Below are 26,781 nucleotides of genomic sequence, written 5' to 3' on the forward strand. Positions count from 1 at the left end.
CGAGACGGCGCAAGAGCGCCTCCTCACCATGAGGACCGAGCACTGGAGAAAAACCCATGAGCGATCTCGACGAACTGACCTTACTCAACCGCGACTACGTCGCTTCCGTACAGAATTGCGATGTGAAGCGTTTCGACGAAATCCTGGCGCAAGAATTCTATTGCTCCAATCCGGACAAGTCGCTGGTCGACCGCGCCGGCTTTCTAAAACAGACCGCCGTGCCGGTCGCCATCAGGAATCTCGAGGCGCACGACGTCAAGATTCGCATCATGGGTGACTTCGCGATCATCCATGCCAGCACGAGCTATACGATGCCGGACGGAAAGCAGGCCGCTGGCCGCTATACCGACTGCTGGGCAAGGCAGAACGGACGCTGGCTCGCGGTCTCGGCGCATGTGTCGCGGTAACACGCCGTCATTGCCGGGCTTGACCCGGCAATCCATCCTCTTCGAAAGACTCTTGTGAAGATGGATGGATACGCGGGTCAAGCCCGCGCATGACAACTATTGATCACGCATCGAACATGATGACGCTGCGCACGGTCTTGCCGGCCTTCATCGCGGCAAAGCCCTCGTTGATCTCGGACAGCTTCAGCTTGGCCGAAATCCAGTCCTCCAGATGCAGCTTGCCGCGCATGTAGAATTCGATCAGCCGCGGCATGTCGACGCGAAAATGGTTGGAGCCCATCGACGAGCCCTGGATTTTCCGCTCGCGCAAAAAGTCAAAACCGTGCAGCTCGATCTTCTGCCCGAACGGAATCATGCCGACGATGGTCGCGGTGCCCCCGGGCGCCAGCATCGCGAAGGCCTGCTCGGCGGTTTCCTTGCGTCCCAGCACTTCGAACGAATGATGCACGCCGCCGTTGGTCAGGTCGCGCACCTGCTGCACCACGTCGCCGTTGCGGGGATCGACGATGTCGGTGGCGCCGAGCTTGGTGGCGAGCTGCAGTTTTGCGGGATTGGTGTCGACCGCAATGATGCGGCCGGCGCCCGCGATCTCCGCGCCGTTGATCGCAGCCATCCCGACGCCGCCGCACCCGATCACCACGACTGTTTCCCCCGCGGTGACTTTTGCCGTATTCACCACCGCGCCATAGCCGGTGATGACACCACAGCCGATCAGCGCCGCAAGCTCCAGCGGCATGTCTTTGCGGATTTTGACGATGGCGTTCTCGTGCACCAGCATCTGCTCGGCGAAGGACGACAGGTTGAGAAACTGGTTCAGTTTTTCCGACCGCGTCCATGACAGCCGGTTCGATGCGCCCGGCAGCATTTTTACCGTGGTGTCGGTGCACAGCACGGTGCGGCCCGTGGCGCAATTGTCGCAGGTGCCGCAGAATACCGACAGGCACGTCACCACATGGTCGCCCGGCTTGACGTAGGTTACATCCGAGCCGACCTGCTCGACCACGCCGGCGGACTCATGGCCGAGCACGGCGGGCAGCGGATGCGGATACAGCCCTTCCATGAAATGCAGGTCGGAGTGGCACAGCCCGGCGACGGATGTGCGGATCAGCACCTCGCGCGGCCCGGGTTTCGGCAGGCTGACATCCTCGATCACCAGCGGCTTGTTGACTTCATGCAGGACGGCGGCCTTCATTAGGGTTTCCTCATTTTACGTTTTTGTTCGTCCTTACGGGGCGCGACCGAAGGGGCCGAGCCCGGAATCCACAACCACGATTGGGGGTTATGGATTCCGGGCCTGCGCCAAGGGGCGCATCCCGGAATGACGACGTACCCTACGCGGCCAAAAGCAGTTCGCCAACCTCGGCCATGCCGACGGCGGGGTCGCCGAGCAGATGGTCTGATATGGCGCGCTGCGTTGCATTTTCCGTGAGCCGGAACGGATCGCCCGCCGCCACGCGGTGATCGATCACCAGCCGCGACAGCAGCAGCCGGCGCGCATCGCCGCGCATCCGATGGATGCGTCCGCCTTCCCACGCCAAGGCGACGGCGCTTGCGACATGATACAAAAGGCTGGTGGCACGCCGCGACTCGGCTTCGTTGTCCGAGCAAGCGGCCACTTCGCGAGCAAAACCGATGGCGCGGTCGGTGAGATCGCGCAAGCGGTCGCGCCAGGCCCGCGGCACATCAGTGCAGTCGTCGAGGCGGGCGTGCAGATCGGCGGCAAGGGCCGCATCGGCGCCATGACGGCCCACCGCGCGCTTCAAGGCATCGAGCGCGACGATATTGCCGGTGCCTTCCCAGATCGAGCCGAGATGCGCGTCGCGCAGCAGCCGCGGGTTAACAAATTCCTCGATGTACCCGATGCCGCCGCGCATCTCCAGCGCGTCGCCGCAGACCTTGCGCGCGTCGCGCGTGGCGCGGAATTTCAGGGTCGGCGTCAGGATGCGCAGCAGCGCCGCGGCGTCCTGGCTGCCGGCCTCGGCGCGGTCCAGCGCGTCGGCGGTAAGAAAGCTCATCGACAGCGCCTGCTCGGTCGCAAGCATGATCTTCATCAATTGCCGCCGCGCCAGCGGCATGTCGATGATGCGCCGGCCGAACACGACGCGTCCCCGCGCCACCGCCATCGCGTCGTGATAAGCGCGGCGCATCAGTGCGGTGGATTTGACGCCGTTGGACAGCCGCGACGAATTCACCATCTCCGCCATCTGCACAAAACCGCGATCGAGCCGACCTACCGCATAGGCGATCGCGCCCTCCAGCTTGATCTCGCCCGAGGCCATCGAGCGGGTGCCGAGCTTGTCCTTCAGCCGCACGATCCGGTAGTGATTGGGCGAGCCGTCATCGAGAAAGCGCGGCATCAGGAACAGCCCGACGCCGCGGGTGCCGACGACCGCCCCTTGCGGCCGCGCCAGCAGCATGACGACCTTGGCATCCGCGTTGGAGCAGAACCATTTCTCGCCAGTGAGGCGCCAGTGATCGCCTTCCCGCATCGCGCTCGTGGTCAGCTTGCCGACGTCGGAGCCGCCTTCCTTCTCGGTCATGAACTGCCCGCCTTGGGTCAGCTGGCTCATGTCGGTCTGGGTCAGGCCATCGAGATATTTCGCCCTCAGCGCGGCATCGCCGAAATTCGACAGCAGCTTTGCGCAGCCGTCGGTGACGTTGATCGGACAGCCCAGCCCGAACTCGGCCTGGTTGAACAGAAACGTAAAGGCGTGCTTTGCCACTGCCGGATAGGTCTGCGGCCAGCCGAGAATGCCCTTGCGCAGCGACATCGCGTGAATGCCGAACTCGCCGAACGCGGCGCGCTCCAGTTCGCGATAGGCCGGATGATACTCGATCCACTGCGCGTCGCGGCCAAACCGGTCGCGCGGGTGCAGCACCGGCCCATGACGGTCGGCAAGCCGCGCGCATTCGTCGAGATGGCCGCCGGCGAGAGCGCCGAGCCGGTCGAGATGCGGCTCGATGTGGCGAAACAGCTGGTCGGACAGATGGATGCGCAACAGATCGGCCAGCGCCGGATCGGTTCGATAAAAGTTCATGCCGGACGTATCCGGCGCGATCAGCCCGGGCTGATCGCCAGGCGTTGCCGCTTCGTGTCTGCTCGGTGCGTGCATCTGCGTTCCGCCCTGATCCGCGGCCATGTTCAAGACAGCGGCTTCGCCGCCCTGCTTCGACAGGCCGCATTGCATGCTATAGATCATGCTACAGATAAAGTGGGCGATAAAGCCGTCAAAGAAACGTTCGGAGGATCACCATGGCTGACGGCTACCGCATCATCGGCGCGGAGATGTCGCCCTACTCGGTCAAGGTCCGCTCCTATTTCCGCTACAAGGCCATTCCGCACCATTGGGTCTTGCGCAATGCCGCCAGCCAGGCGGAATTCGAAAAACACGCCAAAATGCCGATCATTCCGCTGCTGGTGACGCCGGAAGGCGCCGGCATTCAGGATTCCACCCCGATCATCGACCGAATCGAAAAGCTTCATCCCGACCCGTCGATCCATCCTGACGACGCGGTTGTAAGCTTCATCTCCGCATTGACCGAAGAATTCGGCGACGAATGGGGAAACAAATGGATGTTCCACTACCGCTGGGCGCGGGATGTCGACCAGATCAGTTCGGCCGGGCGCATCGCGCGCATGCGGGGCCCCGATGCCGGCGACGACCAGCACGCGGTGTTCACCGAAAAGGTGCGGGCGCGCATGGTGGACCGGGTCTGGTTTGTCGGCTCCAACGCCGATAACGCGCCGCGGATCGAGGCAGGTTTCCTCGAGATGCTCGCACTGCTCGACACCCATCTTAGCTCGCGGCCCTATCTGTTCGGCGGCCGGCCGGCGTTCGGCGATTTCGGGCTGTGGGCTCAGATCTACGAAATGTGGACCGATCCGACCGCGGGCGCGCTGATCGGCGGCGGCGCGCCGCATGTGCTGGACTGGGTCCACCGCATGCTGTGGCCGAGGGCCGAGGGCGCGTTCGAGACCTGGGCGGCGCTCGAGCCGACGATGATGCCGATCCTGACCGAGCAGGTCGGGCGGCTGTTCGTGCCGTGGACGGCGGCGAACGAAAAGGCCATCGCCGATGGACCAGAAGAATTCAGCGTCACCCTCGGCAATCATGTCTGGACCCAAAAACCGCAAAAATATCACGCGCGGTCGCTGGGCATGCTGCGCGCAAAGTACGCCGCTGTGCCCGACAAGTCGGCGCTTGATCCCGTTCTGGAGGCCGCAGGCTGCCTTGCCGGTCTGCGCGGCTGAAAGCTGCGACCGTTCGAAAGGAACCGACCATGGAGATTCCAAACTACAAGACCGCGCTGATCGTCGGCGCCGGCGAAGGCATCAGCGCTTCGCTGTCGCGGCTGTTCGCCAAAGAGGGGCTCCGGGTCGCGCTCGCCGCGCGCCACATCGAAAAGCTCGGTGCGCTGTGCTCCGAGACCGGCGCGTCCGCCTTTGCCTGCAACGCCGCCGACCCGGACGAGGTCGAGCGCCTGTTCGGCGCGGTCGAGCGCGAACTCGAAGCGCCGGATGTGGTGGTCTACAACGCCAGCGCCCGGGCGCGCGGCGCGTTCGTCGATCTGGTGCCGGCCGATGTCGCCCAGGCCATCGCGGTCAGCGCGTTCGGCGGGTTTCTGGTGGCGCAGCAGGCGGTGCGCCGCATGCTGCCCAGCAAGCACGGCGCGATCCTGTTCACCGGCGCCTCCGCCAGCGTCAAGGGCTATCCGCAATCGGCGCCCTTCGCGATGGGCAAGTTCGCGTTGCGCGGCCTTGCCCAGAGCATGGCGCGCGAACTGTCGCCGCAAGGCATTCACGTCGCGCATTTCGTGATCGACGGCGGCATCCGCAGCGCGGTGCGCACGGAAGCACCGGACCGGCCGGACTCGATGCTCGATCCCGATGCGATTGCACTGAATTACTGGAACGTATTGCGCCAGCCGCGCAGCGCCTGGACCTGGGAACTGGAGCTGCGGCCGTGGGTGGAGAAGTTCTGATGGCCACAACCGAAACCAAGATCGACACCGGCACCGACGAATTGCTCTGCACGATCCGCGACCGTGTCGCGGTGATCACGCTGAACCGGCCGGAGGCGCGCAATGCGCTGTCGGATCGTCTGACGCCGGCGCTGCGCAGCATGATCAAAGCCTGCGGCGAGAATCCGGAGGTCGGCGCGCTGCTGATCACGGGCGCCGGCACCGCCTTCTGTTCGGGCGGCGATGTGAAGGGCATGGGGGCGCATCGCGATCCAAAGCGGCTCGCCATGTCCTATGACGAGAAAGTGGCGGACCTGCAGGAACGCCAGCGCCTGCTCACCGGCGCGCTGGTGTCGGTGCGCAAGCCGACCATCGCCGCCCTTCCCGGCCCGGCCGCCGGCGCCGGTCTCGCCATCGCCATGGCCTGCGATATCCGCATCGCCGCGGAATCGGCGTTCGTCTCCACCGGTTACTTGCGCGTCGGCCTGAGCGGCGATTACGGCATTGCGTGGCTGCTGACGCGGCTGGTCGGCACGTCGCGGGCGCGCGAGCTGATGTTCACCGCCGACAAGGTCGATGCCGCCCGATGCGAAAAGATCGGCCTCGTCAATCGCGTGGTGCCGGATGCGAAGTTGCAGGACGAATCGTTCGCGCTGGCAAGATCGCTTGCCGAGGGGCCGACCATCGCCTTGCGCTACATGAAGGACAATCTTGACGAAGCCCTGCTGTTCGATTTCTCCACCGCACGCGACCACGAGGCCGAGCGCCTGATCCGCACCACCATGACCGCGGATCACAAGGAGGCGGTGCAGGCTTTTATCGACAAGCGCAAGGCGGTGTTTCGCGGGAACTAGCGAGCATCTCAACCGCCGGTTTCTTGCGGGAGCTGTAGGCTGTCCCACATATTCCCGTCATCCTGAGGAGCCGCGCCCTTGCGCGGCGTCTCGAAGGATGGCCGCAGACGCCAGCGCTTGCTTCCATCCTTCGAGGCTCGCCGCGAAGAGGCGGCGAGCACCTCAGGATGACGATGGTGTTTGTGGCGACCTTGCGAAGCGTAAAGCACGCACGAGAAAAAGCCATGGCAACAAAAACAAAAACTACAGCAAACAGAAGGTTGACCGAGGAACTAATCGAAATGGCAAACGACATGCGCAAGAGCGGTCTGCTGTCAAAAGCGTCTTACGACAAGATCATTAAGCGCCTCGTCATTCCGGGGCGCGAGCAAAGCGAGCGAGCCCGGAATCCATAACCACGATTTGGGGTTATGGATTCCGGGCCTGCGCCAAGAGTCGCATCCCGGAATGACGGCGCTGACTTAAGCTGCCACCTGCTGCGCCGCCTCTTCCGCCAGCCGCCAACTGGCGCAAGGAATATCCTTGGGCGCAACATTGATGTGCTTTTCGAAGCGCACCAGCTTCCAGTCGCCGGGCGTCGGCACGAACGAATATCCCGCCTTTCGGGCAACGCTGATCATGGCGTCATTGGACCGCAGCGTATCGCCGAAAATATGCCCGGCGCCGAACGCGGCGGCGCGGCATTCCAGGTTCGACAATAGCGCCGGGCCGATGCCCTGGCCCTGATACCGGTCGTCGACCGAGAGTCCCAGCTCAAAACTTGCGGTATCCGTGTTGAATGCGTAGCGCGCCTCGCCGACGATGGTGTCGATGCCGTCGACCTGCATCATCGCGACCACGCTGAAGCGGTCGTCCTCGCCGGGATGGGTAAAGTGATCGAGCTGCGCCGCCGGCAGCTCGCTCATGGCGCCAAAGAAACGGTTGTAGCGGGAGCGCACCGAGAGCGAACGGAAATAGTCCTGCAACGCTGCCGCATCGCGCGGCTCGACAAAGCGAACCGTCAACGGCTTACCGCTACGCGACAGCAGGACGTCGGAATATTGCTTCAGATCGTTCAGTCGGATCGCAATCATCGCACGCTCCTGTAAGAGCTTTTCGAAGATTTCGGCCGGCGTCCCTCTTCAGAGGCAACGCCGGCCTTGGCGGCATTCACGCCCGCCAGAACGGTTTTTCGGCTTCGTAAACGACGTCGCTCCAGGACAGGCCGACATCGTGCAGGTCGCGCTCGGTCCATTGGGTCAGTTCGCGGCGCTGCTGCTGGCGATCCCGCCAAACATGCAAGGTTTCGCTGATCTGGGCCCAGAGGCCGGAACCATGATGATTAGTCATCGATGGATGGGTGCAGGTGGACATGGTCGCCTCCTAAAGTTAATCTCTGCCAGTCAATATCTGCCTTGAAGTGCACTTCGACAAACGACACTTTGTCCCTCGTCACATGACATAAACTCATATATTGAGAGCAAATGGCGGCCAGATTACCCTCGCTCAATGGATTGCGCGCCTTCGAGGCCGCCGCCCGGCATTTGAGCTTCACCAATGCCGCGTCCGAACTTAACGTCACCCAGACCGCGATCAGCCATCAGATCCGTCGGCTGGAGGAGGAGCTCGGGATTCGCCTGTTCGTCCGGCAGAACCGCGCGCTGGCGCTGACGCCGGAGGCGAGGGAATACCTGCCCGGCATCCGCGCCGCGTTCAACGATCTCAGGCTCGCCACTGACCGGCTGCTGCGCCGGGATAACGACCATGTGCTCACGGTCTCGACGCTGGCGTCGCTGGCGGCAAAATGGCTGCTGCCGCGGCTGTCCGCGTTCCAGGAGGCGCATCCCGGCATCGACGTCCGCATCACCACCTCGACCCGCCTTGTCGACTTCAAGAGCGGCGACGTCGATGCCGCGATCCGCTATGGCCGCGGCCAGTGGCCGGGCCTGCGCGCCGACTGGCTGATGGCGGATCAGTTGTTTCCGGTCTGCAGTCCGGCGCTGCTGAGCGGCGACAAGCCGCTGCGCTGCCCCGAAGACCTCGCCAATCACGTGCTGCTGCACTCGACCAACAATGACGACGACTGGCGGCTCTGGCTCACCGCCGCGGGCCTGCCGACCAACATCTCGAAGCCCCACGGCGTGACCTTCGACCTCATCCTGATGGTGGTGCAGGCCGCGATCGACGGCATCGGCGTCGCCATCGGCCGCACCTCCTACGTCCAGGACGACATCGCCAAGGGACGCCTCGTGGTGCCGTTCAAGATCACGCTGCCGGCGGACGCGGGATTTTACCTGGTCTCGCCCGCAGGCAGGGCCGATTCGCCAAAGCTCGCAGCGTTCCGGCAATGGCTGATCGCCTCGGTGCAGGGCAAGGCATAGAAAACTACCGGGCGCATGGCGCACCTCCATGGGCAGGCGTTTTGCTTTTCATGCAAACCAGCTAACAAGACGCATGGTCGATCTCTCCCGAAAATTCGACGTGCTGGTGATCGGCGGCGGCAATGCCGCGCTGTGCGCCGCGATCAGCGCGAGCAGGTCCGGCGCGTCGGTACTGGTGCTGGAGGGCGCGCCAAAATTCTATCGCGGCGGCAACACCCGCCATACCCGCAACATGCGCTGCGCCCATGACGCGGCGACCGAGATTCTCACCGGCCCCTATCCCGAACAGGAATTCTGGGAAGACCTGCAGCGCGTTACCGAAGGGCAAACCGACGAGGAACTCGCGCGTTTCATGATCGCGGAATCCAGGGATATCCTGAACTGGGTGGTCGAGCAGGGCGTACGCTGGCAGCCGTCGCTGGGCGGCACGCTGAGCCTCGGCCGCACCAACTCCTTTTTCCTCGGCGGCGGCCGGGCGATGTTGAACGCGCTTTATCTGACCGCCGAACGCCTCGGCGTCGATATTCTCTACGACGCCGAAGTGCTCGATCTCGAAATCGACGACGGCATGTTCTTGTCGGCATCGCTGAAGCAGGACGACGGCCGCGCCAGCGTGCGCGCGGCAACGTTGGTGGCCGCCGCCGGCGGCTTCGAGGCCAACATCGAGTGGCTGAAGCAATATTGGGGCGACGCCGCCGACAACTTTTTGATCCGCGGCACGCCGTATAATCGCGGTTCGATCCTGAAGATGCTGCTGGCCAAGGGCGTGCAGGACGTCGGCGATCCCACGCAATGCCATGCGGTGGCGATCGACGCCCGCGCGCCAAAGTTCGATGGCGGCATCATCACCCGGCACGATTCGGTGGTGTTCGGCATCGTCGTCAACAAGCACGCGCAGCGCTTTTACGACGAGGGCGAGGACATCTGGCCGAAACGCTACGCGATCTGGGGCCGGCTGGTGGCGGCGCAGCCCGGCCAGATCGCCTACATCATCTTCGATTCGACCGTCCTCAACAGTTTCATGCCGACGCTGTTTCCGCCGATCAGGGCCGGCAGCATCGCGGAGCTCGCCGGAAAATTCGAGCTTGATCCGGCCGCGCTGGAGCAAACGGTTGGCGATTTCAACGCCGCGGTACGGCCCGGCAGCTTCGACCACACCATCCTTGACGATTGCCGCACCGAGGGACTGATCCCGCCCAAGACCCATTGGGCGCGAAAAATCGAGACGCCGCCGTATTACGCCTATCCGGTGCGGCCCGGCATTACCTTCACCTATCTCGGCACCCGCGTGAACCGGCAGGCGCGGATGCTGATGAAGGACGGCAAGCAGTCCGCCAACATGTTCGCCGCCGGCGAGATCATGGCCGGCAACGTGCTGGGCAAAGGCTATGCGGCGGGGATCGGCATGACCATCGGCAGCGTGTTCGGCCGCGTGGCCGGGCGGGAAGCAGCGCAACATGCACGGAACTAAAGTTCTATCGATGCACCGCCGCGCACTCACCTCTCCCGCAGGGAGAGGTCGGATCGCATCGAAAGATGCGATCCGGGTGAGGGGTTACAGCCTATCGTTATGCCGCTGCCCCACACCCGGATGGCATCTGCGATGCCCTCCGACCTCTCCCCTTCGGGGAGAGGTGAAGGCGCCGTTCCCCGCGGCAACGCGGAGTCCTCGATCACGGACTGGAAACAGATAACCGCATGCACGGTACCAGAATTCTTGAAGAGGCCGACCGTTTGATGACGGTCTGCAATTCGTGCCGCTATTGCGAGGGGCTGTGCGCGGTATTTCCGGCGATGGAAATGCGCCGCGCGTTTTCCGACGGCGACCTCAACTACCTCGCCAATCTCTGCCACGGCTGCGGCGCCTGCTATACCGATTGCCAGTTCTCGCCGCCGCACCAATTCAACGTCAATGTCCCGAAGGTGCTGGCGATCGCGCGCGCCGAATCCTATGCCGCCTATGCCTGGCCCGCGGCCTTCTCCGGCGCCTTCGCGCGCAATGGACTTGCCATCAGCATCATCGCGAGCTTAAGCGTCGCGCTGTTCATCTTCGGTTTCGCCGCTTTCAATGACCGGCAGGTGCTGTTCGGTGTCCATACCGGGCCCGGGTCGTTTTACAGACTGATGCCGCACAATGCGATGGCGGCGCTGTTCGGCGGGGTGTTTCTCTATGCGATCGTTGCGCTCGCGATGGGCGTGCGCGCGTTCTGGCGCGACATCGGCGAGCCCATCGGCATGCTCGCCGAGCCGCGCCCGCTGTGGCAGGCGATGAAGGACGCCACGCGATTGCGCTATCTCGATGGCGGCGGTGTCGGCTGCGTCAACGAGGACGAGCGGCCGAACGACCGACGCAAGATTTATCACCATTTTACGTTTTACGGTTTTGCCCTCTGCTTCGCATCGACCTGTGTTGCCACGCTGTATCACTATCTGCTGGCACGCGAGGCGCCGTATCCATGGTGGGATCTGCCGGTGGCGCTCGGCACGCTCGGCGGCATCGGCCTCTTGATCGGGCCGGCCGGCCTGCTTGCGGAGAGATGGAAGCGCGATCCTGATCTGGTCGACCGGCAACGCACCGGCATGGATGTCGCGTTCATCGCGATGCTGTTCATGACCAGTCTCACCGGCATGGCGCTGCTGCTGCTGCGCGACACCGCCGCGATGGGCCCGCTGCTGGCGCTGCACCTCGGCGTGGTATTCGCGCTGTTCATCACCATGCCCTCCGGCAAATTCGTGCACGGCATCTATCGCTATGTCGCGCTTGTCAGGTACGCGCAGGAGCGGCAACACCCCTAACGTCGTCCCCGCGAAGGCGGGGACCCATACGCCGTGTCGTCAATGATGTGGATGTTGGAACATCTCGCCGAATCGTAACCGCCAGGGGGTTATGGGTCCCCGCCTTCGCGGGGACGACGATGAGGATGTGGCAGCGCTTCGCGGGACAACGCTACAAATCCACCACCACGTAATCGTTCTCCACCGATACCGCCAGCGTCTCGGCGATGTAGGGGCCTTTCACCACGCTGGCGCCGGATTCGACATGGGCCGGATAGGCTTTTGCCCTGAACCGTTTCGGGTCGCAGTAGGACTGGCCGGTGCGGATATCGAATTCCCAGCCGTGCCACGGACAGCGGATGATCTCACCGAGCCGCGTATACTGAATCTCGCCGGGGTCGGAAGATTGTGCGAGGCCGATCAGCGGCCCCTCGCACAGCGCCGCGCCCTGGTGCGGACAGCGGTTCAGCAAGCCGAAGAACTCGCCCTTGATGTTGAACACCGCAATCGGGCGCTCGCCGATGGTGAGAAATTTGCGCGCGCCCGGGGGCAGTTCATCCACCGGGGCGATGACATGACGCGCCATCAGGTGACGCCGTAAAGCTTCCGCGCATTACCGAGATAAAACGCCTCGCGGTTGACGTCGCTGACACCGGCGGGCAGCACGCGCGACGGATCGTCGTAATCCCAATGCGGATAGTCGGTGGCGAACAGCAGCTTGTCCCAGCCGATCCAGTCGATCACGTCGAACAGGTGATCGCGTCGTTCCGGGTCTTCCATCGGCTGCGTGGTCCAGAAGATGTGGTCCCGGATGGTTTCCGACGGCGGATGTTTTACGTGCGGCACCTCGCTGCGCAGTTTCTGCCAGACCTTGTCCAGCCGCCACGACAGCGACGGCGCCCAGCCGAAGCCGGCCTCGATCATGATCATCTTCAGGCTCGGGTGCCGCTCGAACACGCCCTCCAGCACGATGCTGGCGAGCGCGGTCTGCTGGCACTGCGAATGGCCGACCATCTCCTCGATGTAAAAACTCGGCCAGCCCGATGCGGTGATCGGATTGCCGCCGAAGCCGAAGGCATGCACGCCGACCGGCAGCCCCGCCTCTTCCGCGGCCTCATAGATCGGCCAGTAACGGCGCTGCCCGAGCGGCTCGACATTGCGGCTGAGCAGCAGCACCTGCACGAAATTCCTGTCGCCGGCGCGCTTGCGGATTTCCGCGGCCGCCGCCGGACCGTCCTCGTTGGCGACCACGACGGAGCCCTTGAGGCGCGAGTCCTTGCTGGTCCATTTGTCGATCTGCCAGTCGTTGATCGCGCTCGCAAGCGCCGCGCTCAAATCCTGGTTGCGCAGGCCCTGTCCCGTATTCAGGGGATTCAGCACACCCAGCGCGACGTTGTTGGGATCGAGATGCTGCTGCTGCATGAAGGACAGCGACGAGCCCTGCGGCCCGCCCTCGGGCGGATAGGCATCGCGGCGCGAGGCGTTGGGCTGCGCCTTGGGGTACGGCGGGCCTTCCATCATGCCCTGATAGGCATGCTTGCCGTAGGTTTCGAGATGGGCATGCCAGCGTTTTGCGAGATAGGGGTAGAGTTCGGTCGCGGTGGCGCGGGCCGGGTGGATGTCGCAATCGGCGATCGCGGTTTTCACGGATGCGGATGCAGCCTGCTCGGCGCCGGGGCGGAACTGCATGTTCATGGCGTCATCTCCTGCCTCGCCGCACTCTTCAGGCGCGTGTAGGTCGCATGCGGGTTGTCGATCATGATCTTGCGGACAAGCTCCGGCGACATTCCTTCCGGCAGAACGGCATCGCCGTCGAACTGCCAATGCGGATAGTCGGTCGAGAATAGGAGCAATTCGTCCGACTGCATATGGTCAAACAGGCGATTTAATGTCGTGGGATCCGGCGGCGCGTCGACCGGCTGCAGCGAGAACCGGATATTGCTGCGCACAATCTCCATCGGCGCGCGGTCCACCCACGGCGTTTCCATCCGCACCCCGCGCCAGAACTTGTGCAATCGCCACAGATAGGACGGCAGCCAGGTGAACCCGGATTCCAGCATCACCATTTTCAGATTCGGATGCCGCGCGAACACGCCCTCGACGATCAGGCTGGTCAACTGGGTCTGGAACGCCTGCGCCTGCGCGATGTAGTCCTCGATGTGATAGGAGCCCCAGCCGACCGAGGTCGGCGGATTGTGGTAGTTGCTGCCGGCGTGCACTCCGATCGGCAGGCCGAGCCGCTCCGCCGCGGCATAGATCGGCCAATAGGCGCGCTTGCCCAAGGGCACGTCGCCCATCACCAGCATCAGCACCTGGACGAAGCGCTTGTCCCTGGCGCAGCGTTCGATCTCCGCCACCGACTTCTCCACGCTCTGCACCGGAATCACGATCGAGCCGCGCAGCCGCAAATCCTTGTCGAGCCATTCCTTGACCAGCCAGTCGTTGAGCGCGCGGCAGAACGCGTCTGCCATGTCCTCGCTGAACACCATCTGCACGCCGTACAGCGGATTGCAGATGCCAACCGCCGTTCCGAATTTATCGAGCGCCTGCGTCTGCATGTCAGCCAAGCTGGAGCCGGGCTTGCCCTGCGACGGTCGCCAATCCGGTCGCGATGTGATCGGGGAGTTCTGCGGATAGGATTGCGATACCAAATCGGTCATGCCCCGTGTCGTCACCTGGTCGCGCCAGTAGTCGCTGAGATACGGCAGCAGGCTGGTGAGGTGAGGAACGGCCGGATGCAGATCGCAATCCACGCCGCCGGGGACAGGCTCGGTCATGAAGCTGATTTCCTCCAACGCCGGATTTGTCGCATTTGCCTGAGAATAGCATATGGCGTGCAAAGCAATACGCCGTCATACGCGGGCTTGACCCGCGTATCCATCTATCTTCGCAAGAGTCTTTCGAGGAAGATGGATGGCCGGGTCAAGCCCGGCCATGACGGAGTAGCCCGATGCAAGACCTCGTTCCGATCGCCGAGCAAATCGCCGCCAGACTGATCGCGCGGCGCCAGACCATTGCGGTCGCCGAATCCTCGACCGGCGGCCTGATCTCGGCGGCGCTGCTCGCGGTGCCCGGCGCTTCCGCGTATTTTCTCGGCTCCGCGGTGGTCTATACGCGGGACGCGCGGCGCATCCTGATGGACATCCCCGACGGCGCCATGAAAGGAATCCGCTCGGCCTCGGAGCCCTATGCGAAACTGCTGGCGAGCCAAATTCGAAGCCGCTTTTCCTGCGATTGGGGCCTGTCGGAAACCGGAGCGACCGGACCGACCGGCAATCGCTATGGCGATGCCGCCGGCCATAGCTGCATGGCGATCGCGGGATCGTCGGGGCAGCTGGCGATGACGCTGGAGACCGGCAGCGCCGACCGGCTCGCCAACATGCAGGTGTTCGCGAGCACCGCGCTGAATTTCCTGCTGCAGAATCTGTCGCGCCAGACGTGATCGCTTGACCTGCACCTCTCCCCGGAGGGGAGAGGTCCGGGTGAGGGGTCTATCCGCGAATCCGAGCGCGTGGAGAGGCCCCTCACCCGAAGCCTGCGCTGCGCTCCGGCTTCGACCTCTCCCCTGCGGGGCGAGGTGAAGACAGCGTCACCGCTCGCGGAACGAGCGCATCAGCTGGTCGTGCAGCGGCTTCAGCAGATAGGACATCATGGTGCGGTCCCCGGTCTGCACGAACGCTTCCACCGGCATGCCCGGGATCAGCTTGACGTCACCAAGCCGGGCGACTTCCGACGGCGGCATCGAGACGCGGATGGTGTAATAGCTCTGCCCGGTGCGCTGGTCGGTGGTCACGTCGGGCGAGACCCGGGTGACAAGGCCGTTCAGCTCGGGCGTGGTGCGCTGGTTGAAGGCCGATAGCCGCAGCAGGGTCTTCTGGCCGATCTGCAGCTTGTCGATATCCTGCGGGTTGACCTTGGCCTCGACCGACAGGTCATCGGCCTGCGGAACGATCATCATCATGGCGTCACCGGCCGTGATCACGCCGCCGATGGTGTGAACCGTCGACTGCAGCACGATGCCGTCCTGCGGCGCGCGGATGTCGACGCGCCGCAACTGGTCTTCCGCGGTCACCTTGCGTTCGACGAATTCGCCGATCTTGTCGTTGGTTTCGCGAAGATCCTTGGAGACCTCGCTGACCATATCCTTGTCGACCTGGATGATCTGCAATTCGATCTCGGTGATCTTGCCCCTGGCCTGGGCGCGCGAGGCGATGTATTGCGCGCGCTCGCCGTTGAGCCGGGCCGCGTCACGCTCGAGCACGGTGAGGCGCGAAATCTGCACCAGGTGCTGCTCGTAGAGCGAGCGCACGCCGACCAGTTCCTTCTCGACCAGCGCGATTTCCTGGGTCTTGGCCTTTTCCTGCGCCGCGAGGCCGCCGATTTCCTCGTTCAGCTGCGCAACCCGCTCACGCAACTGCGACTTCTGTCCGCTGCGGCCGTTGACGCGTACTTCAAATAATTTGCTTTCGCTCGCCATCACGTTTTTGACGTCGGGGTCATCGGTGCGGTCCAGCAGCTGCGGCGGGAAACTGATCTTTTCCTCTCCGCGCTGTTCGGCCTCCAGCCGCGCGGCGCGCGCCCACAGCCCGTTGAGCGTCTTGTTGACGATGGCAAGGCTGGCCTTGGTGACGGTGTCATCGAGCCGCACCACCACGTCACCGGCCTTGACCACGTCGCCGTCGCGCACGCGCACCTCGCCGACGACGCCGCCGGTCGGATGCTGAACCTTTTTGACGTTGGTATCGACGACAACGGCTCCCGGCGCAATCAGCGCGCCCGAGATCAAGGCCGTCGACGCCCAGCCGCCGAATCCGCCGGCAAGGACGATAACCACCGCCAGCCCGACGATCAGATGCAGCCTGATCGAACGCCGCGCGCCTTTTTTCGTAACGTCTTTCTTGACGTCGCTCATGATTTCGCAACGCCTCCCTCGGACACGATCTTGATCGGAGAAGGCGGGGCTACCCGCTGCAGGACCTGCCCCAACACCTGTTCCTTGGGACCGAAGGCCTGCATGCGCCCGTCCTTCAGAACCAGCAGCATGTCGACCGCCTCGATGCCGATCGGGCGATGCGCGACCACCACCACGATGGCGCCGCGCTCGCGCGCCGAGCGGACGGCCCGCGTCAACGCCTCGTCGCCCTCGGTGTCGAGATTGGAGTTGGGCTCGTCGAGAACGATGAGAAACGGCTCGCCGTACAGCGCGCGCGCCAATGCAACGCGCTGCGCCTGTCCGGCCGAAAGCGAAACGCCGTGTTCGCCGACCTGGGTGTCGTAACCATCGCTCATCTTCACGATCATCTCGTGAACGCCCGCCTCCTTGGCGGCGGCGATGATGTTTTCGGAAATGGCCTCGGGATCGAAGCGGCAGATATTCTGCGCCACCGTCCCGGCAAACAGTTCGACGTCCTGCGGCAGATATCCGACATGGCGGCCGAGCACGTCGGATGACCACTGATCGAGCGCGGCGGCATCGAGCCGGACCTTTCCACGCACCGGCAGCCACACCCCGACGAGGGCGCGCACCAGCGACGACTTGCCCGATCCGCTCGGTCCGATTACGCCGAGTCCGGTGCCGGCGTCGAGCGCGAAGGTCACGTCCTGGACGATGACCTTCTGGGTGCCGGGCGGGACGATGCTGATATTTTCCACCGACAGGCGCTTGGAGGGGTTCTGCAACCGGGTCGGAGTGCCCGGTGCCGGCAGCGATCCAAGCAAGCCATTCAGGCGGTGCCAACTCTGGCGCGCGGCCACAAAACCCTTCCAATGCGCAATCGCCAGATCGACCGGGGCCAGCGCCCGCGCGGCCAGAATCGAGCCTGCAATAATGACGCCCGCGGTGGCCTCCTGGTGGATCACCAGATACGCGCCGACTGCGAGCACCGCCGACTGCAAGGTCATGCGCATGACCTTGGCTGTGGCGCCTAGCCCGCCCGCGACATCGCTGGTGCGCTGATTTCCCGTCAGGTATTCCTCATTGACCGCGCTCCAGCGCTTGGTCAGGCGCCCCGACATTCCCATCGCGACCAGAACTTCGGCGTTGCGCCGGCTGGCGGCAGCAAGGTCGTTGCGGCGCGCGGCCAGAGTCATGGCCTCGCGCGCCGGCCTGCGCGTCATGAATTCGGTGAGGATGGTCAGGATGACCAGGATGATCGCGCCGACCAGCGCCGTCACGCCGATCAGGACGTGGAAGGCAAAGCAGATCGCCAGATAAAACGGCAACCACGGCAGGTCGAAGAACGCGCCCGGACCCATGCTGGAGAGGAAAGACCTGATATTGTCGAGATCGCGCAAGGGCTGAAGGCCCTCATTGCGGCCACCGGCTATCAGCGGCAGCCGCACCACGGTTTCAAACACCCGGCCGCTGAGAGCCTCATCGAGCGACGTGCCGATGCGGGCCAGAACGCGCCCCCGGATCAGGTCGAGAACGCCCTGGACGATGTACAATCCGCCCGCGAGAATGACCAGCGCGACCAGCGTCGGCACGCTCCGGCTCGGAAGCACGCGGTCGTAGATCTCCAGCATGAAGATCGAGCCGGTCAGATACAGCAGATTGATCATGCAGCTCATGATGCCGACGCCGATGAAAGCGCTGCGGCAGGCACGCAACGCTTCACCGAGTTCGGAACGCCGGACACCGGGAACGGCTGCCATTAAGCCTGATCTCTTCAATTAGAGGCGGGAGACACTTCTTTACCGATGTTTGTAGCCATCGTCCATTTAAGTTGCGTTAACCTGAACCTTATCGGCATGAGCGCGCCCTTAAAGAATGGCCGGGTTTCCGGGACGGAACCAGGGATTGCGGGCCCCGGACACGCAGGGAACCTATTTCTCCACCGCGGCTTGTCATCTCATCAATCACATTCAGGAGCTATCATGATCCGCCGATTTGTCGGAATTGCTGCCATTGTTGCCGCCGTCGCACTTCCTGCCCTCGCTCAGGCGCAGGGCGTCCCCGGCGGAATCGAACGCGGCGCCCGGGAGGGCGAGCGCGCGGCCGGCCCGGTGGGCGCCATCGTCGGCGGCACCATTGGCGGCGTGGTCGGCGGCGTTGCCGGGGTGCTGGGCGTCGACCAGCGCCCGCGCTTTCGCAGCTACGTCGTCGAGCAGCGGCGCCCCTCCTATCAGTATCGCGAGGACGTCCGGGTCGGCGCGGTGCTGCCGGAACAGGGCGTGACCTATTACGAGGTGCCGCCGGAATACGGCGTTCAGGATTACCGCTATACGGTCGTGAACGGCCGCACGGTCCTGGTCGAGCCGCGCACCCATCGGATTGTCGAAATCGTCGAGTGATCCTGGCGTTGCTGATCGCGGCAAAGGCCGTCCTTCGGGACGGCCTTTTGCATGGGCGAAACTTTCAGCGGTGATCCGCGTTATGGCCCCATGACGCAGCCTGATACCTGGTATGTGGCCTTCGGGCCCGACAAAGCAGTGAAGACGGACGACAGCGCCACCGGCATGGTGCGCTCCACGAGGACGTTCAAGTCGGAAGTCGATGCCAAACTGTTCGCCATGCAGATTCTGGCGAAAGGCTGGTCCGCCACCGCCGGCACGCTCAATCCGCATCAGCCCAAGCAGATCGTCGGCTCCGCCCAGATCGAACGCTGGGCCGATCCGGGCCTTGGCGGCTGATCCATCTCGTGTCCCGGACGCGGTGCGGCATTCTTCATGCCGCTCCGCAGAGCCGGGACCGTACCCAATTCCGAAGAGTCATGACCGGGCTAGACCCGGCCATCCATCTTCTTCGCAAGACTGTTCTGAAAAGGGATGGATGCGCGGGTCAAGCCCGCGCATGACGAGAAAAGTGTGCTCGTGACGGCCCCGGCTCTGCAGCGCACCGCTTGGCGAAGAGCTACGCGCTGCGCTGCGTCCGGGGCACGAGATTAGGTCGCTAACGCCGCTTCTCGCTCCGCCAGAATGCACCTTGCGATCCGATTTCCCTCTACCCGCACATTGGGCGGCAATTGTTCGACGCAGCGCGGTTGCGCAAAACCGCAGCGCGGCGCGAACGAGCAGCTGACCGGCGCCTTGTCGAGCGACGGCGGTGTCCCCGGGATGGTTCCGAGCCGCTGGCCGCGTTTGGCGCCGTGCACCGTGGAGGCCAAGAGGCCGCGCGCGTAGGGGTGGATCGGCGAGCGCACGATCTGGCTGAGCGTGCCGGTCTCGACGATCTGGCCGGCATACATCACCGCGACGCGGTCGCAGATCTCGATCGCAACGCCGATGTCGTGGGTGACGAAAATCACCGACATGCCGAACTCGCGCTGCAATTCGCGCAGCAGCAGCAGGATCTGGATCTGCACGGTGGCGTCGAGCGCCGTGGTCGGCTCATCGGCGAGCAGGATTTTCGGCTTGCAGGCCAGCGCCAGCGCGATCATGGCGCGCTGGCGCATGCCGCCGGACATTTCGTGCGGATAGGCGTCGAGCCGGCGTTTTGCAGACGGGATGCGCACCACTTCCAGCATTTCAAGCGCGCGCGCCATTGCCTCGGCCTGGCTCTTGCCCTCGTGGCGCATCACGCTTTCGGCGATCTGCTGGCCGATGGTGTAGACCGGATCCAGCGCCAGCGCCGGCTCCTGAAAAATCATCGACACGGTCTGGCCGCGAAACGCCGACAGTTTTTCGTCGTCGAGCGCCAGCACATTCTTGCCCAGCACCTGCACGCTGCCTGAAATCTGCGTGCGCTTTTTCGGCAGCAGCCGCATCAGCGCGCGCAGCGTCACGCTCTTGCCCGAGCCGGATTCGCCAAGCAGGCCCAGCACTTCCCCCTCGCCGAGCGTGAGACTGAGATCGTTGACCGCATAGACGGTGCGCTCGCCGGTGAAGCGGATGTTGAGGTCGCGGATCTCGACGAGGTTGCTCATGCCATTTCCATCTCCGGGCATCGGGCATGAAAATCGGTCGCGCGCTGGAACGCGGCGCCGGCACGGAGCAATGTCGCTTCGTCAAACGGACGGCCGATCAGCTGCATTCCAACCGGCAAGCCTGCGGCGGTGAATCCCGCCGGAATCGCCAGCGACGGCAGGCCGAGATAATTGACCGGCCGGGTGAAACGCGTGAGCCGCTGGATCATCGCTTCCGCGTCGGGACTATTGCCGACATCGCTCTCGGCGATGGTCGGAGCCGCTGCCGGCGCCACCGGCGCCAGCACGATGTCGGCGCCGGCGGTTGCCGCAAGATGCGCCGCCAGCGCCGGACCGCGCCAGCGCATCGCCTCGAGATACGACACCGCCGGCATCGCCAGGCCGTTCTGCAGCCGCATCAGCACCTGCGCGCCGTAATCCTGCGGCCGCTCGATCATCCACCTCTTGTGGAAGGCCGCGGCTTCCACCGCGAGCACGAACTGGCACGCCGCCGTGAGCTGGCGCTGCTCCGGCAATTCGACGGGCACGACCTTCGCGCCCTCGCGCTTCAGCGTCGCCACCGTCTCATCAAGGATGCGCGCGGTGTCGGTGTCGAGATCATCGACATAGAACGCAGTGGGCACGCCGACCGTGAGGCCTTTCAGAGATCCGCCCGTCGCCGCCATGTAGTCCGGCACCTCGCCGCCGATGGCCGTGGGATCGTTGGGGTCCGCGCCCGCCATCAGGCCGGTGAGCAGCGCGCAATCCTCGACGGTGCGCGCCAGCGGTCCGACGGTGTCAAGCGACTGCGACAGCGGCATCGCGCCGGCGCGGCTGATCCGCCCGACCGTCGTCTTGAGGCCGGTGACGCCGCAGAAGTGCGCGGGCATCCGGATCGAACCGCCGGTGTCGGAACCCAGCGCCGCAAACGTCAGCCGCGCGGCGACCGCCGAGCCCGATCCCGACGACGACCCGCCGGTGATGTGACGAACATTCCAGGGGTTATGCACCGGACCGTAATGCGGATTATGGCCGGTCGGCCCGTAAGCAAACTCGACCATCTGCAGCGAGCCGAGGCGAACCGTGCCGGCATCCTTCAGCCGCTGCAACGACGTGGCGGTCGTGGTCGCGACCCAGTCGCGGCGGATCTTGGAGCCGCAGGTGACGACCTTGCCGGCGTCGTAATACATGTCCTTGTGCGCCAGCGGCACGCCGTGCAGCGCGCCGAGACTGCGGCCTTTGGCGAGCGCCGCGTCGGCGGCATCGGCTGCGGCCAGCGCTCCTTCGGCCTCGATCGCCATGAATGCATTGAGGCGCGGCTGCCATTGCGCGATGCGGTCGAGGCAGGATTGCGTCACCTCGCGCGAGGACACCCGCCTCTGCGCTATCGCCTGCGCGACTTGCCTCAGCGAAAGAGTTGCGGGTTCGGTCGCGCTCATCTGGCGGCCTCGTTCTGGACGACAAGGAATGTCGCCGGCTCCAGATCGAACTGCAGCGTCCCAGAGATCGGTGCGAGGCCTTCGAACGCCGGACCGATGGAATTGGCGATCCGCGCCGCGATGTCGTCAGTCACCGGCACGCCGGCGACATCCGCCATTGCCTTGATCTCTTTTGCTGTGGGTCTCGTCATGTGAGGACCGCTCCTTTTGATGGTGCGAGGCTGTGACCTGATCCGGGAATCGCCATATAGCACGCCGCCTGATGGCCCATTGTATCGAGATCCGTCAGTTTTGGCGTGGCATCGGCGCATAGCGGCTCCGCGAATGGGCAGCGGGTGTGAAACCGGCATCCCGATGGCGGGTCGATCGGATTGGGCGGATCGCCTGATATCGGCGGCGTCTCGGTGCGGTTGTCGGGATCGGACGAGGGCATCGCCGCGAGCAGCGCCCGGGTGTAGGGATGCGCCGGCGCGTCCCAGACCCGGTCCACCGGGCCGAGTTCGACCACCTCGCCGAGATACATCACCAGCACGCGGTCGGAAATGTAGCGCACCACGTTGAGGTCGTGGCTGATGAACAGATAGGTCAGGCCGAACTCGCGCTTGAGATCGACCAAAAGATTGAGCACCTGCGCCTCGACCGATTTGTCCAGCGCCGACACCGCTTCATCGAGAATCACCAGGCGCGGCGACAGCGCCAGCGCGCGGGCGATGTTGACGCGCTGGCGCTGGCCGCCGGAAATCTCGTGCGGATAGCGGTTGGCGAAGGTTTCCGGACGCAAGCCCACCTTGCCCAGCAACTCGCGCGCCAGGACGCGGGCGACCGTATCGTCCATGCCATGCACCTTGGGCCCGAACGCGATCGAGTCCTCGATCGTCAAGCGCGGATTGAGCGAAGCGTAGCTGTCTTGAAACACCATCTGCATGCCGCGGCGCAATTCGCGCAGCGACAGCGCGCGCCCGACCTGCATGCCGTCATAGATGATGTCGCCGGCGTCGCGCTTCATCAGGTGCATCAAGAGCCGCGCGGTGGTCGACTTGCCGCAGCCGGATTCGCCGACGATGCCGACCGTCTCGCCCTTGGCGATCCAGAACGACACGTCATCGACCGCGCGCACGGTCTTGCTCTTGCCGAACAGGCCGCCGCGCACCGGGAAATGTTTTGTCAGACCCTCGACCTGCAGCAGCGGCTGTGCCGCGCCGCCGATGTCCTCCATTGGTTCAAGCATGTCGATTGCGGGACTGATCTCGTTCATGGCCTCAGTTCCGGATGTCCATGGCGCTGCGCAAGCCGTCGCTGAGCAGGTTGAAGCAGATCGAGACCGCGAAAATCATGACGCCGGGCAGTGCCGCCACCCATGGATTGACGTAGATCGCGGTGCGCAGCGTGTTGAGCATCAGGCCCCATTCCGGCTCCGGAGGCTTGGTGCCGAGCCCGAGGAACGACAGACCGGCGGCCAGGATCATCGACACCGAGATCAGGCCGGTGGCGTAGACGAAGATCGGCCCCAGCACATTGCCGAGCATGTGGACGCGCATGATGGTGAAGGCGCCGGCGCCGGACGCCCGCGCCGCTTCCACGAAATCCATATTGCGCACGCCGGTGGTGACGCTTTCGGCGACGCGGGTGATCTGCGGCACGAACACGATGGTCAGCGACACGATGGAGTTGACGATGCCGGCGCCGAGCGCCCCGGAGATCGCAATCGCCAGCAGCACCGAGGGAAATGCGTAGAACACGTCGACGGTGCGCATGATCGCGGTGTTGATCTTGCCGCCGACATAACCCGCGATGAGGCCGAGCGACGTTCCGATCACGAATGCGAGGATCACCGGCAGGATGCCGATCAGCAGCGACAGCCGTCCGCCATAGATCAGGCGCGCCAGCATGTCGCGGCCGAGCTCGTCGGTGCCGAGCGGATAGTTCGGCGTGCCGATATGGCGGAGGCGGCGGATCATCGAACCCTGGTAGGGGTCGGCGAGCCCGAGCCATGGCGCACACAAGGCCGAGAGAAAGATCGCGATCAGGATGAAAGCGCAGACCATGCTGACCTTGTCGCGCCTGATGCGCCGGCCAACCGTCGCCCAATAGCCGCGCGCCTTGGTGGCGGGCGCCGCCTGGAGGGCCGTATCGGTCATCGCGCTCATGAACTGACGCTCATCAAACTGAAGCATGATGAAATAGGTTGAAGCGGCTCCTTGTCACCTCTCCCCGCAGGGGAGAGGTCGAAGCCGGAGCATAGCGCAGGCTTCGGGTGAGGGGTCTCTCCACGCAGCCCGGACTTGCGGACAGGCCCCTCACCCGCCGCGCATCTGACGATGCGCGGCGACCTCTCCCCTGCGGGGAGAGGTGAAGGAACGTCGGCGCCGATTCGACTCAAAAGCATCATCCCCTAGCTCCGCTTGATGCGCGGATCGATCGAGGCTTGCGCGATATCGACCATGAGATTGAGAAATACGAAGAACAGCGCCAGCACCAGGATGGTGCCCTGCAACAGCGGCAGATCGCGCTGAAAGATCGCGGAGTTGAGCAACAGGCCGGAGCCCGGCCACGAGAACACGGTCTCGATCAGGATGGAGCCGCCGAGCATGTAGCCGAGCTGCAGGCCCATCACCGCCAAGGCGGTTGGCGCCGCGTTCTTGATGACGTGGCGGAACACCCCGGTTTCGCGCAAGCCTTTGGCGCGCAAGGCCTCGACGAAATCCTGCGAGAGGATATCGCCGGTCAGCGCCCGCACCGTGCGGGTGACGATGCCCATCGGAATCACCGAGGTGGTGATCGCGGGCAGGATCAGATAGCGGATATGCTCCCAATCCCAGGCCCACTGAGCCGAGCCGCCCGGCCCGGCGCCGACCGCGGGCAGCCAGTTGAGCTGCACCGAGAAGATGATCACCAGCACCATGCCGAGCCAGTAATGCGGCACGGACACGCCGGCGATCGCAATCGAGGTGGCGACCTTGTCGATCCAGCTGTCGCGGAAATATCCGGCGATCAGCCCGAAAAACAATCCGAGCGTGAAGCCGATCATCGCCGCCGCGATGGCCAGCGTCACGGTATTGCCGACCGCGCGCATCACCTCGGACAGCACCGGGCGCCCGGTGGCAATGGAATTGCCGAGATCGCCGCCGACCGCGCGCCATAGCCAGAGCCCGAACTGCACCGGCAGCGGACGGTCGAAGCCGTAGGCGATCCGTAATTGCGAGGCGAGCTCCTGCGAGGCATCCGCCGGCAGCACCGCCACCAGCGGATCGCCGGGCGTGATGTGGACCAGCAGGAAGCACACCAGCGCCACGCTGATAACGATCGGGATGACGTAGACGATACGCCGGGCGATGTAGACGAGCACGTTTTTCCTTCGCTAGTTCACTCGTGTCCCGGACGCAGTGCAGCGCGGAGCACTTGCGGAGCGGTGCGCTGCAGAGCCGGGACCGTAACGGGCGCCGGTGTTTGGTACGGTCCCGGCTCTGCGGAGCGGCATGAAGAATGCCGCACCGCGTCCGGGACACGGTTACGGCGTCATCGTCACCGGCGAGAAGTCCACGAACCAGCTTTTCGGCTGCACAAAGCCCTTGACCTTCGCGCTCATCGCGCGCGGACCGACGTCATGGGCAACATACAGGAACGCCGCGTCGTCGACGGAAGCCGCGTGAAGTTCAGCCAGCGCCGCATCCCGCGCCGCCGGATCGAAAGTCTGACGCGCCTTGGTGACCAACTCGTCGAACTTGGGATTGTTGATAAAACCCCAATTGTTCGAAACCGGCGGGGCCATCGACGATTGCAGGAACCGCACCATGGCGAAGAACGGGTCCATCGCCGCGTAGGTGACGTTGGTCGCGTTGGCGCCGTTGGCGGTCGGGTCCTTGGCGCCGCGACGCCAGTTCGTGAACAGCGTATTCCACTCGATGACGTCTAGCTGCACGTCGAAATAACATTCGGCCAGCGCTTGCTGCAGATATTCATTCATCGGCAACGGCAACATCTGGCCCGATCCCGACGCCGAGGTCTGGGTCTTCACCGTGAGCTTCTTGCCGGGACCGAAGCCGGCTTCCTGCATCAACTTCTGCGCTGCGGCCTTGTCATACTTGATCTCGAACGTCGGCTTGCCGCGCCAGGGATGACCCGGCTCGAAGGTGCCGCTTGCCGCAACCATCAGGCCTGCGAGCAGGCCCTCCTTGAGACCTTCGCGGTCGATGCACAGATTAGCCGCCTTGCGGACACGAATGTCGTTCCACGGCGAGCCTTCAACGCGTGAAAACTGCCACGGCCAGACATGCGGCTGCTCGTTTTTCTGAATGACGAAGCCGCGCTGCGTGATTTCCTTGACGGCATCCGGCGCGGGCGCCTCGATCCAGTCAACCTGGCCGGACAACAGCGCCGCGGTGCGGGCATTGGCCTCCGGCATCGGCAGCAGCAGCATCCTGTCGACCTTGGGAACGCGCGCCTTGTCCCAATAATTTTCATTCTTGACCAGTTCGAGCCGTTCGCGCGGCGTGAATTTCGACATTTTCCACGGCCCGGTGCCGGACGCATCCCTTGCGAACGCCGCCCAGGCTGCCTGCGACTTCGCCTTGGCGTCGGCGCCTTCCGCGGCTTCAAACAGCTTCTGCCATTTGGCCGGGCTCGCCATGAACAGGTTGGTGAGATTGATGGGGAGGAAACTGTCGGGCTCCTTGGTGGTCAATTCCACCGTCATGTCGTCGATCTTGCGGCCCGAGGCCAGCGTCGGCATGCGCGACGCCGTGACGCCGACCTGGCTCGGGTCGAAATGCGGCGCGTCTTGCTTGAGCACCTTCTCGACATTCCAGACCACGGCGTCGGCATTGAAGGGCGAGCCGTCCTGGAAGGTGACACCGGGGCGAAGCTTGAAGGTCCACTTCTTCTTGTCGGCGTCATCGACGGCCCATTCAGTCGCAAGGCCGGGTATCACAACGCTCGCCTTGGTGGCCGAGGAGAGATCCCACATCGTCAACGCGTCATACATTGTGAGACCGGTGAACCGGTTGCCCTCGAACCCCTGATCCGGCTGGCCCAGCGTGCGCGGGATATCCGCCGCCGTCATGCCGATGCGCAACACGGTTTCGGCCGCCGCAAGTTGCGGCAATGCCAAAGCCGATGCGATCGTCAGCATCATAAAGGCTGTC

At 64.2% G+C, this 26,781-nt stretch carries 27 protein-coding genes; 11 read left to right on the plus strand and 16 right to left on the minus strand.

The genetic code is table 11. From position 1 onward, the window contains the following. Positions 1–56 precede the first annotated feature (56 nt). Positions 57–407 carry a nuclear transport factor 2 family protein gene (locus VGP39_RS22640; protein ID WP_327570327.1) on the plus strand — a complete coding sequence of 117 codons (351 nt, stop codon included), beginning with the start codon at positions 57–59 and terminating at the stop codon, positions 405–407. Positions 408–510: 103 nt separating this feature from the next. Here the strand turns inward: VGP39_RS22640 and VGP39_RS22645 are convergent, their stop codons facing one another. Then, entirely contained in the window at positions 511–1,599 is a 1,089-nt protein-coding gene (locus VGP39_RS22645; RefSeq protein WP_327570328.1) for a Zn-dependent alcohol dehydrogenase, read from the minus strand. Positions 1,600–1,738: 139 nt separating this feature from the next. Continuing rightward, complete coding sequence (locus VGP39_RS22650) at positions 1,739–3,520, minus strand: acyl-CoA dehydrogenase family protein (protein ID WP_327570360.1); 1,782 nt, start codon at positions 3,518–3,520, stop codon at positions 1,739–1,741. A 140-nt stretch (positions 3,521–3,660) separates the two neighbouring features. Here VGP39_RS22650 and VGP39_RS22655 point away from each other — a divergent pair, with 140 nt between their 5' ends. The 4 genes from VGP39_RS22655 to VGP39_RS22670 all read left to right on the plus strand — a co-directional run bounded on the left by VGP39_RS22655 (position 3,661) and on the right by VGP39_RS22670 (position 6,618). Next, positions 3,661–4,659 carry a glutathione S-transferase family protein gene (locus VGP39_RS22655; protein WP_327570329.1) on the plus strand — a complete coding sequence of 333 codons (999 nt, stop codon included), beginning with the start codon at positions 3,661–3,663 and terminating at the stop codon, positions 4,657–4,659. A 29-nt stretch (positions 4,660–4,688) separates the two neighbouring features. Beyond that, entirely contained in the window at positions 4,689–5,390 is a 702-nt protein-coding gene (locus VGP39_RS22660) for an SDR family NAD(P)-dependent oxidoreductase (RefSeq protein ID WP_327570330.1), read from the plus strand. Beyond that, positions 5,390–6,223 carry an enoyl-CoA hydratase gene (locus VGP39_RS22665; protein ID WP_327570331.1) on the plus strand — a complete coding sequence of 278 codons (834 nt, stop codon included), beginning with the start codon at positions 5,390–5,392 and terminating at the stop codon, positions 6,221–6,223. The genes VGP39_RS22660 and VGP39_RS22665 overlap by 1 nt, the downstream gene beginning before the upstream one ends. Positions 6,224–6,390: 167 nt before the next feature. Next, complete coding sequence (locus tag VGP39_RS22670; RefSeq protein WP_327570332.1) at positions 6,391–6,618, plus strand: hypothetical protein; 228 nt, start codon at positions 6,391–6,393, stop codon at positions 6,616–6,618. Positions 6,619–6,684: 66 nt separating this feature from the next. Here the strand turns inward: VGP39_RS22670 and VGP39_RS22675 are convergent, their stop codons facing one another. Then, positions 6,685–7,296: a GNAT family N-acetyltransferase gene (locus tag VGP39_RS22675; RefSeq protein WP_327570333.1), complete on the minus strand. Its 612-nt coding sequence runs from the start codon at positions 7,294–7,296 to the stop codon at positions 6,685–6,687. A 76-nt stretch (positions 7,297–7,372) separates the two neighbouring features. Continuing rightward, positions 7,373–7,576 carry a DUF1127 domain-containing protein gene (locus VGP39_RS22680; protein WP_327570334.1) on the minus strand — a complete coding sequence of 68 codons (204 nt, stop codon included), beginning with the start codon at positions 7,574–7,576 and terminating at the stop codon, positions 7,373–7,375. A gap of 110 nt (positions 7,577–7,686) precedes the next feature. On the opposite strand from VGP39_RS22680, the gene VGP39_RS22685 reads away from it, so the two are divergent. The 3 genes from VGP39_RS22685 (at position 7,687) to tcuB (ending at position 11,379) form a co-directional block, all read left to right on the plus strand. Then, on the plus strand, positions 7,687–8,583 hold the full coding sequence (locus VGP39_RS22685) for a transcriptional regulator GcvA (protein WP_327570335.1): 897 nt from the start codon (positions 7,687–7,689) through the stop codon (positions 8,581–8,583). Positions 8,584–8,656: 73 nt separating this feature from the next. After that, positions 8,657–10,054 carry an FAD-dependent tricarballylate dehydrogenase TcuA gene (tcuA, locus tag VGP39_RS22690; protein ID WP_327570336.1) on the plus strand — a complete coding sequence of 466 codons (1,398 nt, stop codon included), beginning with the start codon at positions 8,657–8,659 and terminating at the stop codon, positions 10,052–10,054. Positions 10,055–10,281: 227 nt separating this feature from the next. Beyond that, entirely contained in the window at positions 10,282–11,379 is a 1,098-nt protein-coding gene (tcuB, locus tag VGP39_RS22695; RefSeq protein WP_327570337.1) for a tricarballylate utilization 4Fe-4S protein TcuB, read from the plus strand. 151 nt (positions 11,380–11,530) lie between these two features. Here tcuB and VGP39_RS22700 read toward each other — a convergent pair whose 3' ends face one another. The 3 genes from VGP39_RS22700 to VGP39_RS22710 are packed head-to-tail and all read right to left on the minus strand — an operon-like array spanning position 11,531 to position 14,135. After that, positions 11,531–11,944 (minus strand): Rieske (2Fe-2S) protein, encoded by a 414-nt coding sequence (locus VGP39_RS22700; RefSeq protein ID WP_327570338.1) that lies wholly within the window; start codon positions 11,942–11,944, stop codon positions 11,531–11,533. Further along, positions 11,944–13,053 carry an amidohydrolase family protein gene (locus tag VGP39_RS22705; protein ID WP_327570339.1) on the minus strand — a complete coding sequence of 370 codons (1,110 nt, stop codon included), beginning with the start codon at positions 13,051–13,053 and terminating at the stop codon, positions 11,944–11,946. The genes VGP39_RS22700 and VGP39_RS22705 overlap by 1 nt, the downstream gene beginning before the upstream one ends. Next, positions 13,050–14,135: an amidohydrolase family protein gene (locus VGP39_RS22710; RefSeq protein ID WP_327570340.1), complete on the minus strand. Its 1,086-nt coding sequence runs from the start codon at positions 14,133–14,135 to the stop codon at positions 13,050–13,052. Before VGP39_RS22710 ends, VGP39_RS22705 begins: the two co-directional genes overlap by 4 nt. Before the next feature lie 173 nt (positions 14,136–14,308). Between VGP39_RS22710 and VGP39_RS22715 the strand changes: the two genes are divergently transcribed. Next, positions 14,309–14,800 carry a CinA family protein gene (locus VGP39_RS22715; protein ID WP_327570341.1) on the plus strand — a complete coding sequence of 164 codons (492 nt, stop codon included), beginning with the start codon at positions 14,309–14,311 and terminating at the stop codon, positions 14,798–14,800. A gap of 147 nt (positions 14,801–14,947) precedes the next feature. On the opposite strand, the gene VGP39_RS22720 is transcribed toward VGP39_RS22715, so the two are convergent. Together VGP39_RS22720 and VGP39_RS22725 are read right to left on the minus strand one after the other, a co-directional pair. After that, positions 14,948–16,270 (minus strand): HlyD family type I secretion periplasmic adaptor subunit, encoded by a 1,323-nt coding sequence (locus VGP39_RS22720; protein WP_327570342.1) that lies wholly within the window; start codon positions 16,268–16,270, stop codon positions 14,948–14,950. After that, a complete protein-coding gene (locus VGP39_RS22725; protein ID WP_327570343.1) occupies positions 16,267–18,012 on the minus strand; it encodes a type I secretion system permease/ATPase in 1,746 nt (581 codons plus the stop codon). The genes VGP39_RS22720 and VGP39_RS22725 overlap by 4 nt, the downstream gene beginning before the upstream one ends. A 222-nt stretch (positions 18,013–18,234) precedes the next feature. Here VGP39_RS22725 and VGP39_RS22730 point away from each other — a divergent pair, with 222 nt between their 5' ends. Both VGP39_RS22730 and VGP39_RS22735 read left to right on the plus strand, forming a co-directional pair. Continuing rightward, positions 18,235–18,651, plus strand: a complete 417-nt coding sequence (locus tag VGP39_RS22730) for a DUF1236 domain-containing protein (RefSeq protein ID WP_327570344.1) — start codon at positions 18,235–18,237, stop codon at positions 18,649–18,651. 90 nt (positions 18,652–18,741) lie between these two features. After that, on the plus strand, positions 18,742–18,990 hold the full coding sequence (locus VGP39_RS22735) for a hypothetical protein (protein WP_327570345.1): 249 nt from the start codon (positions 18,742–18,744) through the stop codon (positions 18,988–18,990). A gap of 251 nt (positions 18,991–19,241) precedes the next feature. On the opposite strand, the gene VGP39_RS22740 is transcribed toward VGP39_RS22735, so the two are convergent. The 7 genes from VGP39_RS22740 to VGP39_RS22770 all read right to left on the minus strand — a co-directional run bounded on the left by VGP39_RS22740 (position 19,242) and on the right by VGP39_RS22770 (position 26,771). Then, positions 19,242–20,222 (minus strand): ABC transporter ATP-binding protein, encoded by a 981-nt coding sequence (locus tag VGP39_RS22740; protein WP_327570346.1) that lies wholly within the window; start codon positions 20,220–20,222, stop codon positions 19,242–19,244. After that, a complete protein-coding gene (locus VGP39_RS22745; RefSeq protein WP_327570347.1) occupies positions 20,219–21,640 on the minus strand; it encodes an amidase in 1,422 nt (473 codons plus the stop codon). Before VGP39_RS22745 ends, VGP39_RS22740 begins: the two co-directional genes overlap by 4 nt. Next, positions 21,637–21,831 carry a hypothetical protein gene (locus VGP39_RS22750; RefSeq protein WP_327570348.1) on the minus strand — a complete coding sequence of 65 codons (195 nt, stop codon included), beginning with the start codon at positions 21,829–21,831 and terminating at the stop codon, positions 21,637–21,639. The genes VGP39_RS22745 and VGP39_RS22750 overlap by 4 nt, the downstream gene beginning before the upstream one ends. Continuing rightward, on the minus strand, positions 21,828–22,895 hold the full coding sequence (locus VGP39_RS22755) for an oligopeptide/dipeptide ABC transporter ATP-binding protein (protein WP_327570349.1): 1,068 nt from the start codon (positions 22,893–22,895) through the stop codon (positions 21,828–21,830). The genes VGP39_RS22750 and VGP39_RS22755 overlap by 4 nt, the downstream gene beginning before the upstream one ends. A 4-nt stretch (positions 22,896–22,899) precedes the next feature. Beyond that, on the minus strand, positions 22,900–23,787 hold the full coding sequence (locus VGP39_RS22760) for an ABC transporter permease (protein ID WP_327570350.1): 888 nt from the start codon (positions 23,785–23,787) through the stop codon (positions 22,900–22,902). Positions 23,788–24,032: 245 nt separating this feature from the next. After that, positions 24,033–24,986 carry an ABC transporter permease gene (locus VGP39_RS22765; RefSeq protein WP_327570351.1) on the minus strand — a complete coding sequence of 318 codons (954 nt, stop codon included), beginning with the start codon at positions 24,984–24,986 and terminating at the stop codon, positions 24,033–24,035. Positions 24,987–25,148: 162 nt separating this feature from the next. Next, entirely contained in the window at positions 25,149–26,771 is a 1,623-nt protein-coding gene (locus tag VGP39_RS22770) for an ABC transporter substrate-binding protein (protein ID WP_327570352.1), read from the minus strand. Between the last annotated feature and the right edge of the window lie 10 nt (positions 26,772–26,781).

Origin of the sequence: Bradyrhizobium sp. (assembly GCF_036009065.1) — a bacterium.
Taxonomy (GTDB): Bacteria; Pseudomonadota; Alphaproteobacteria; order Rhizobiales; family Xanthobacteraceae; genus Bradyrhizobium.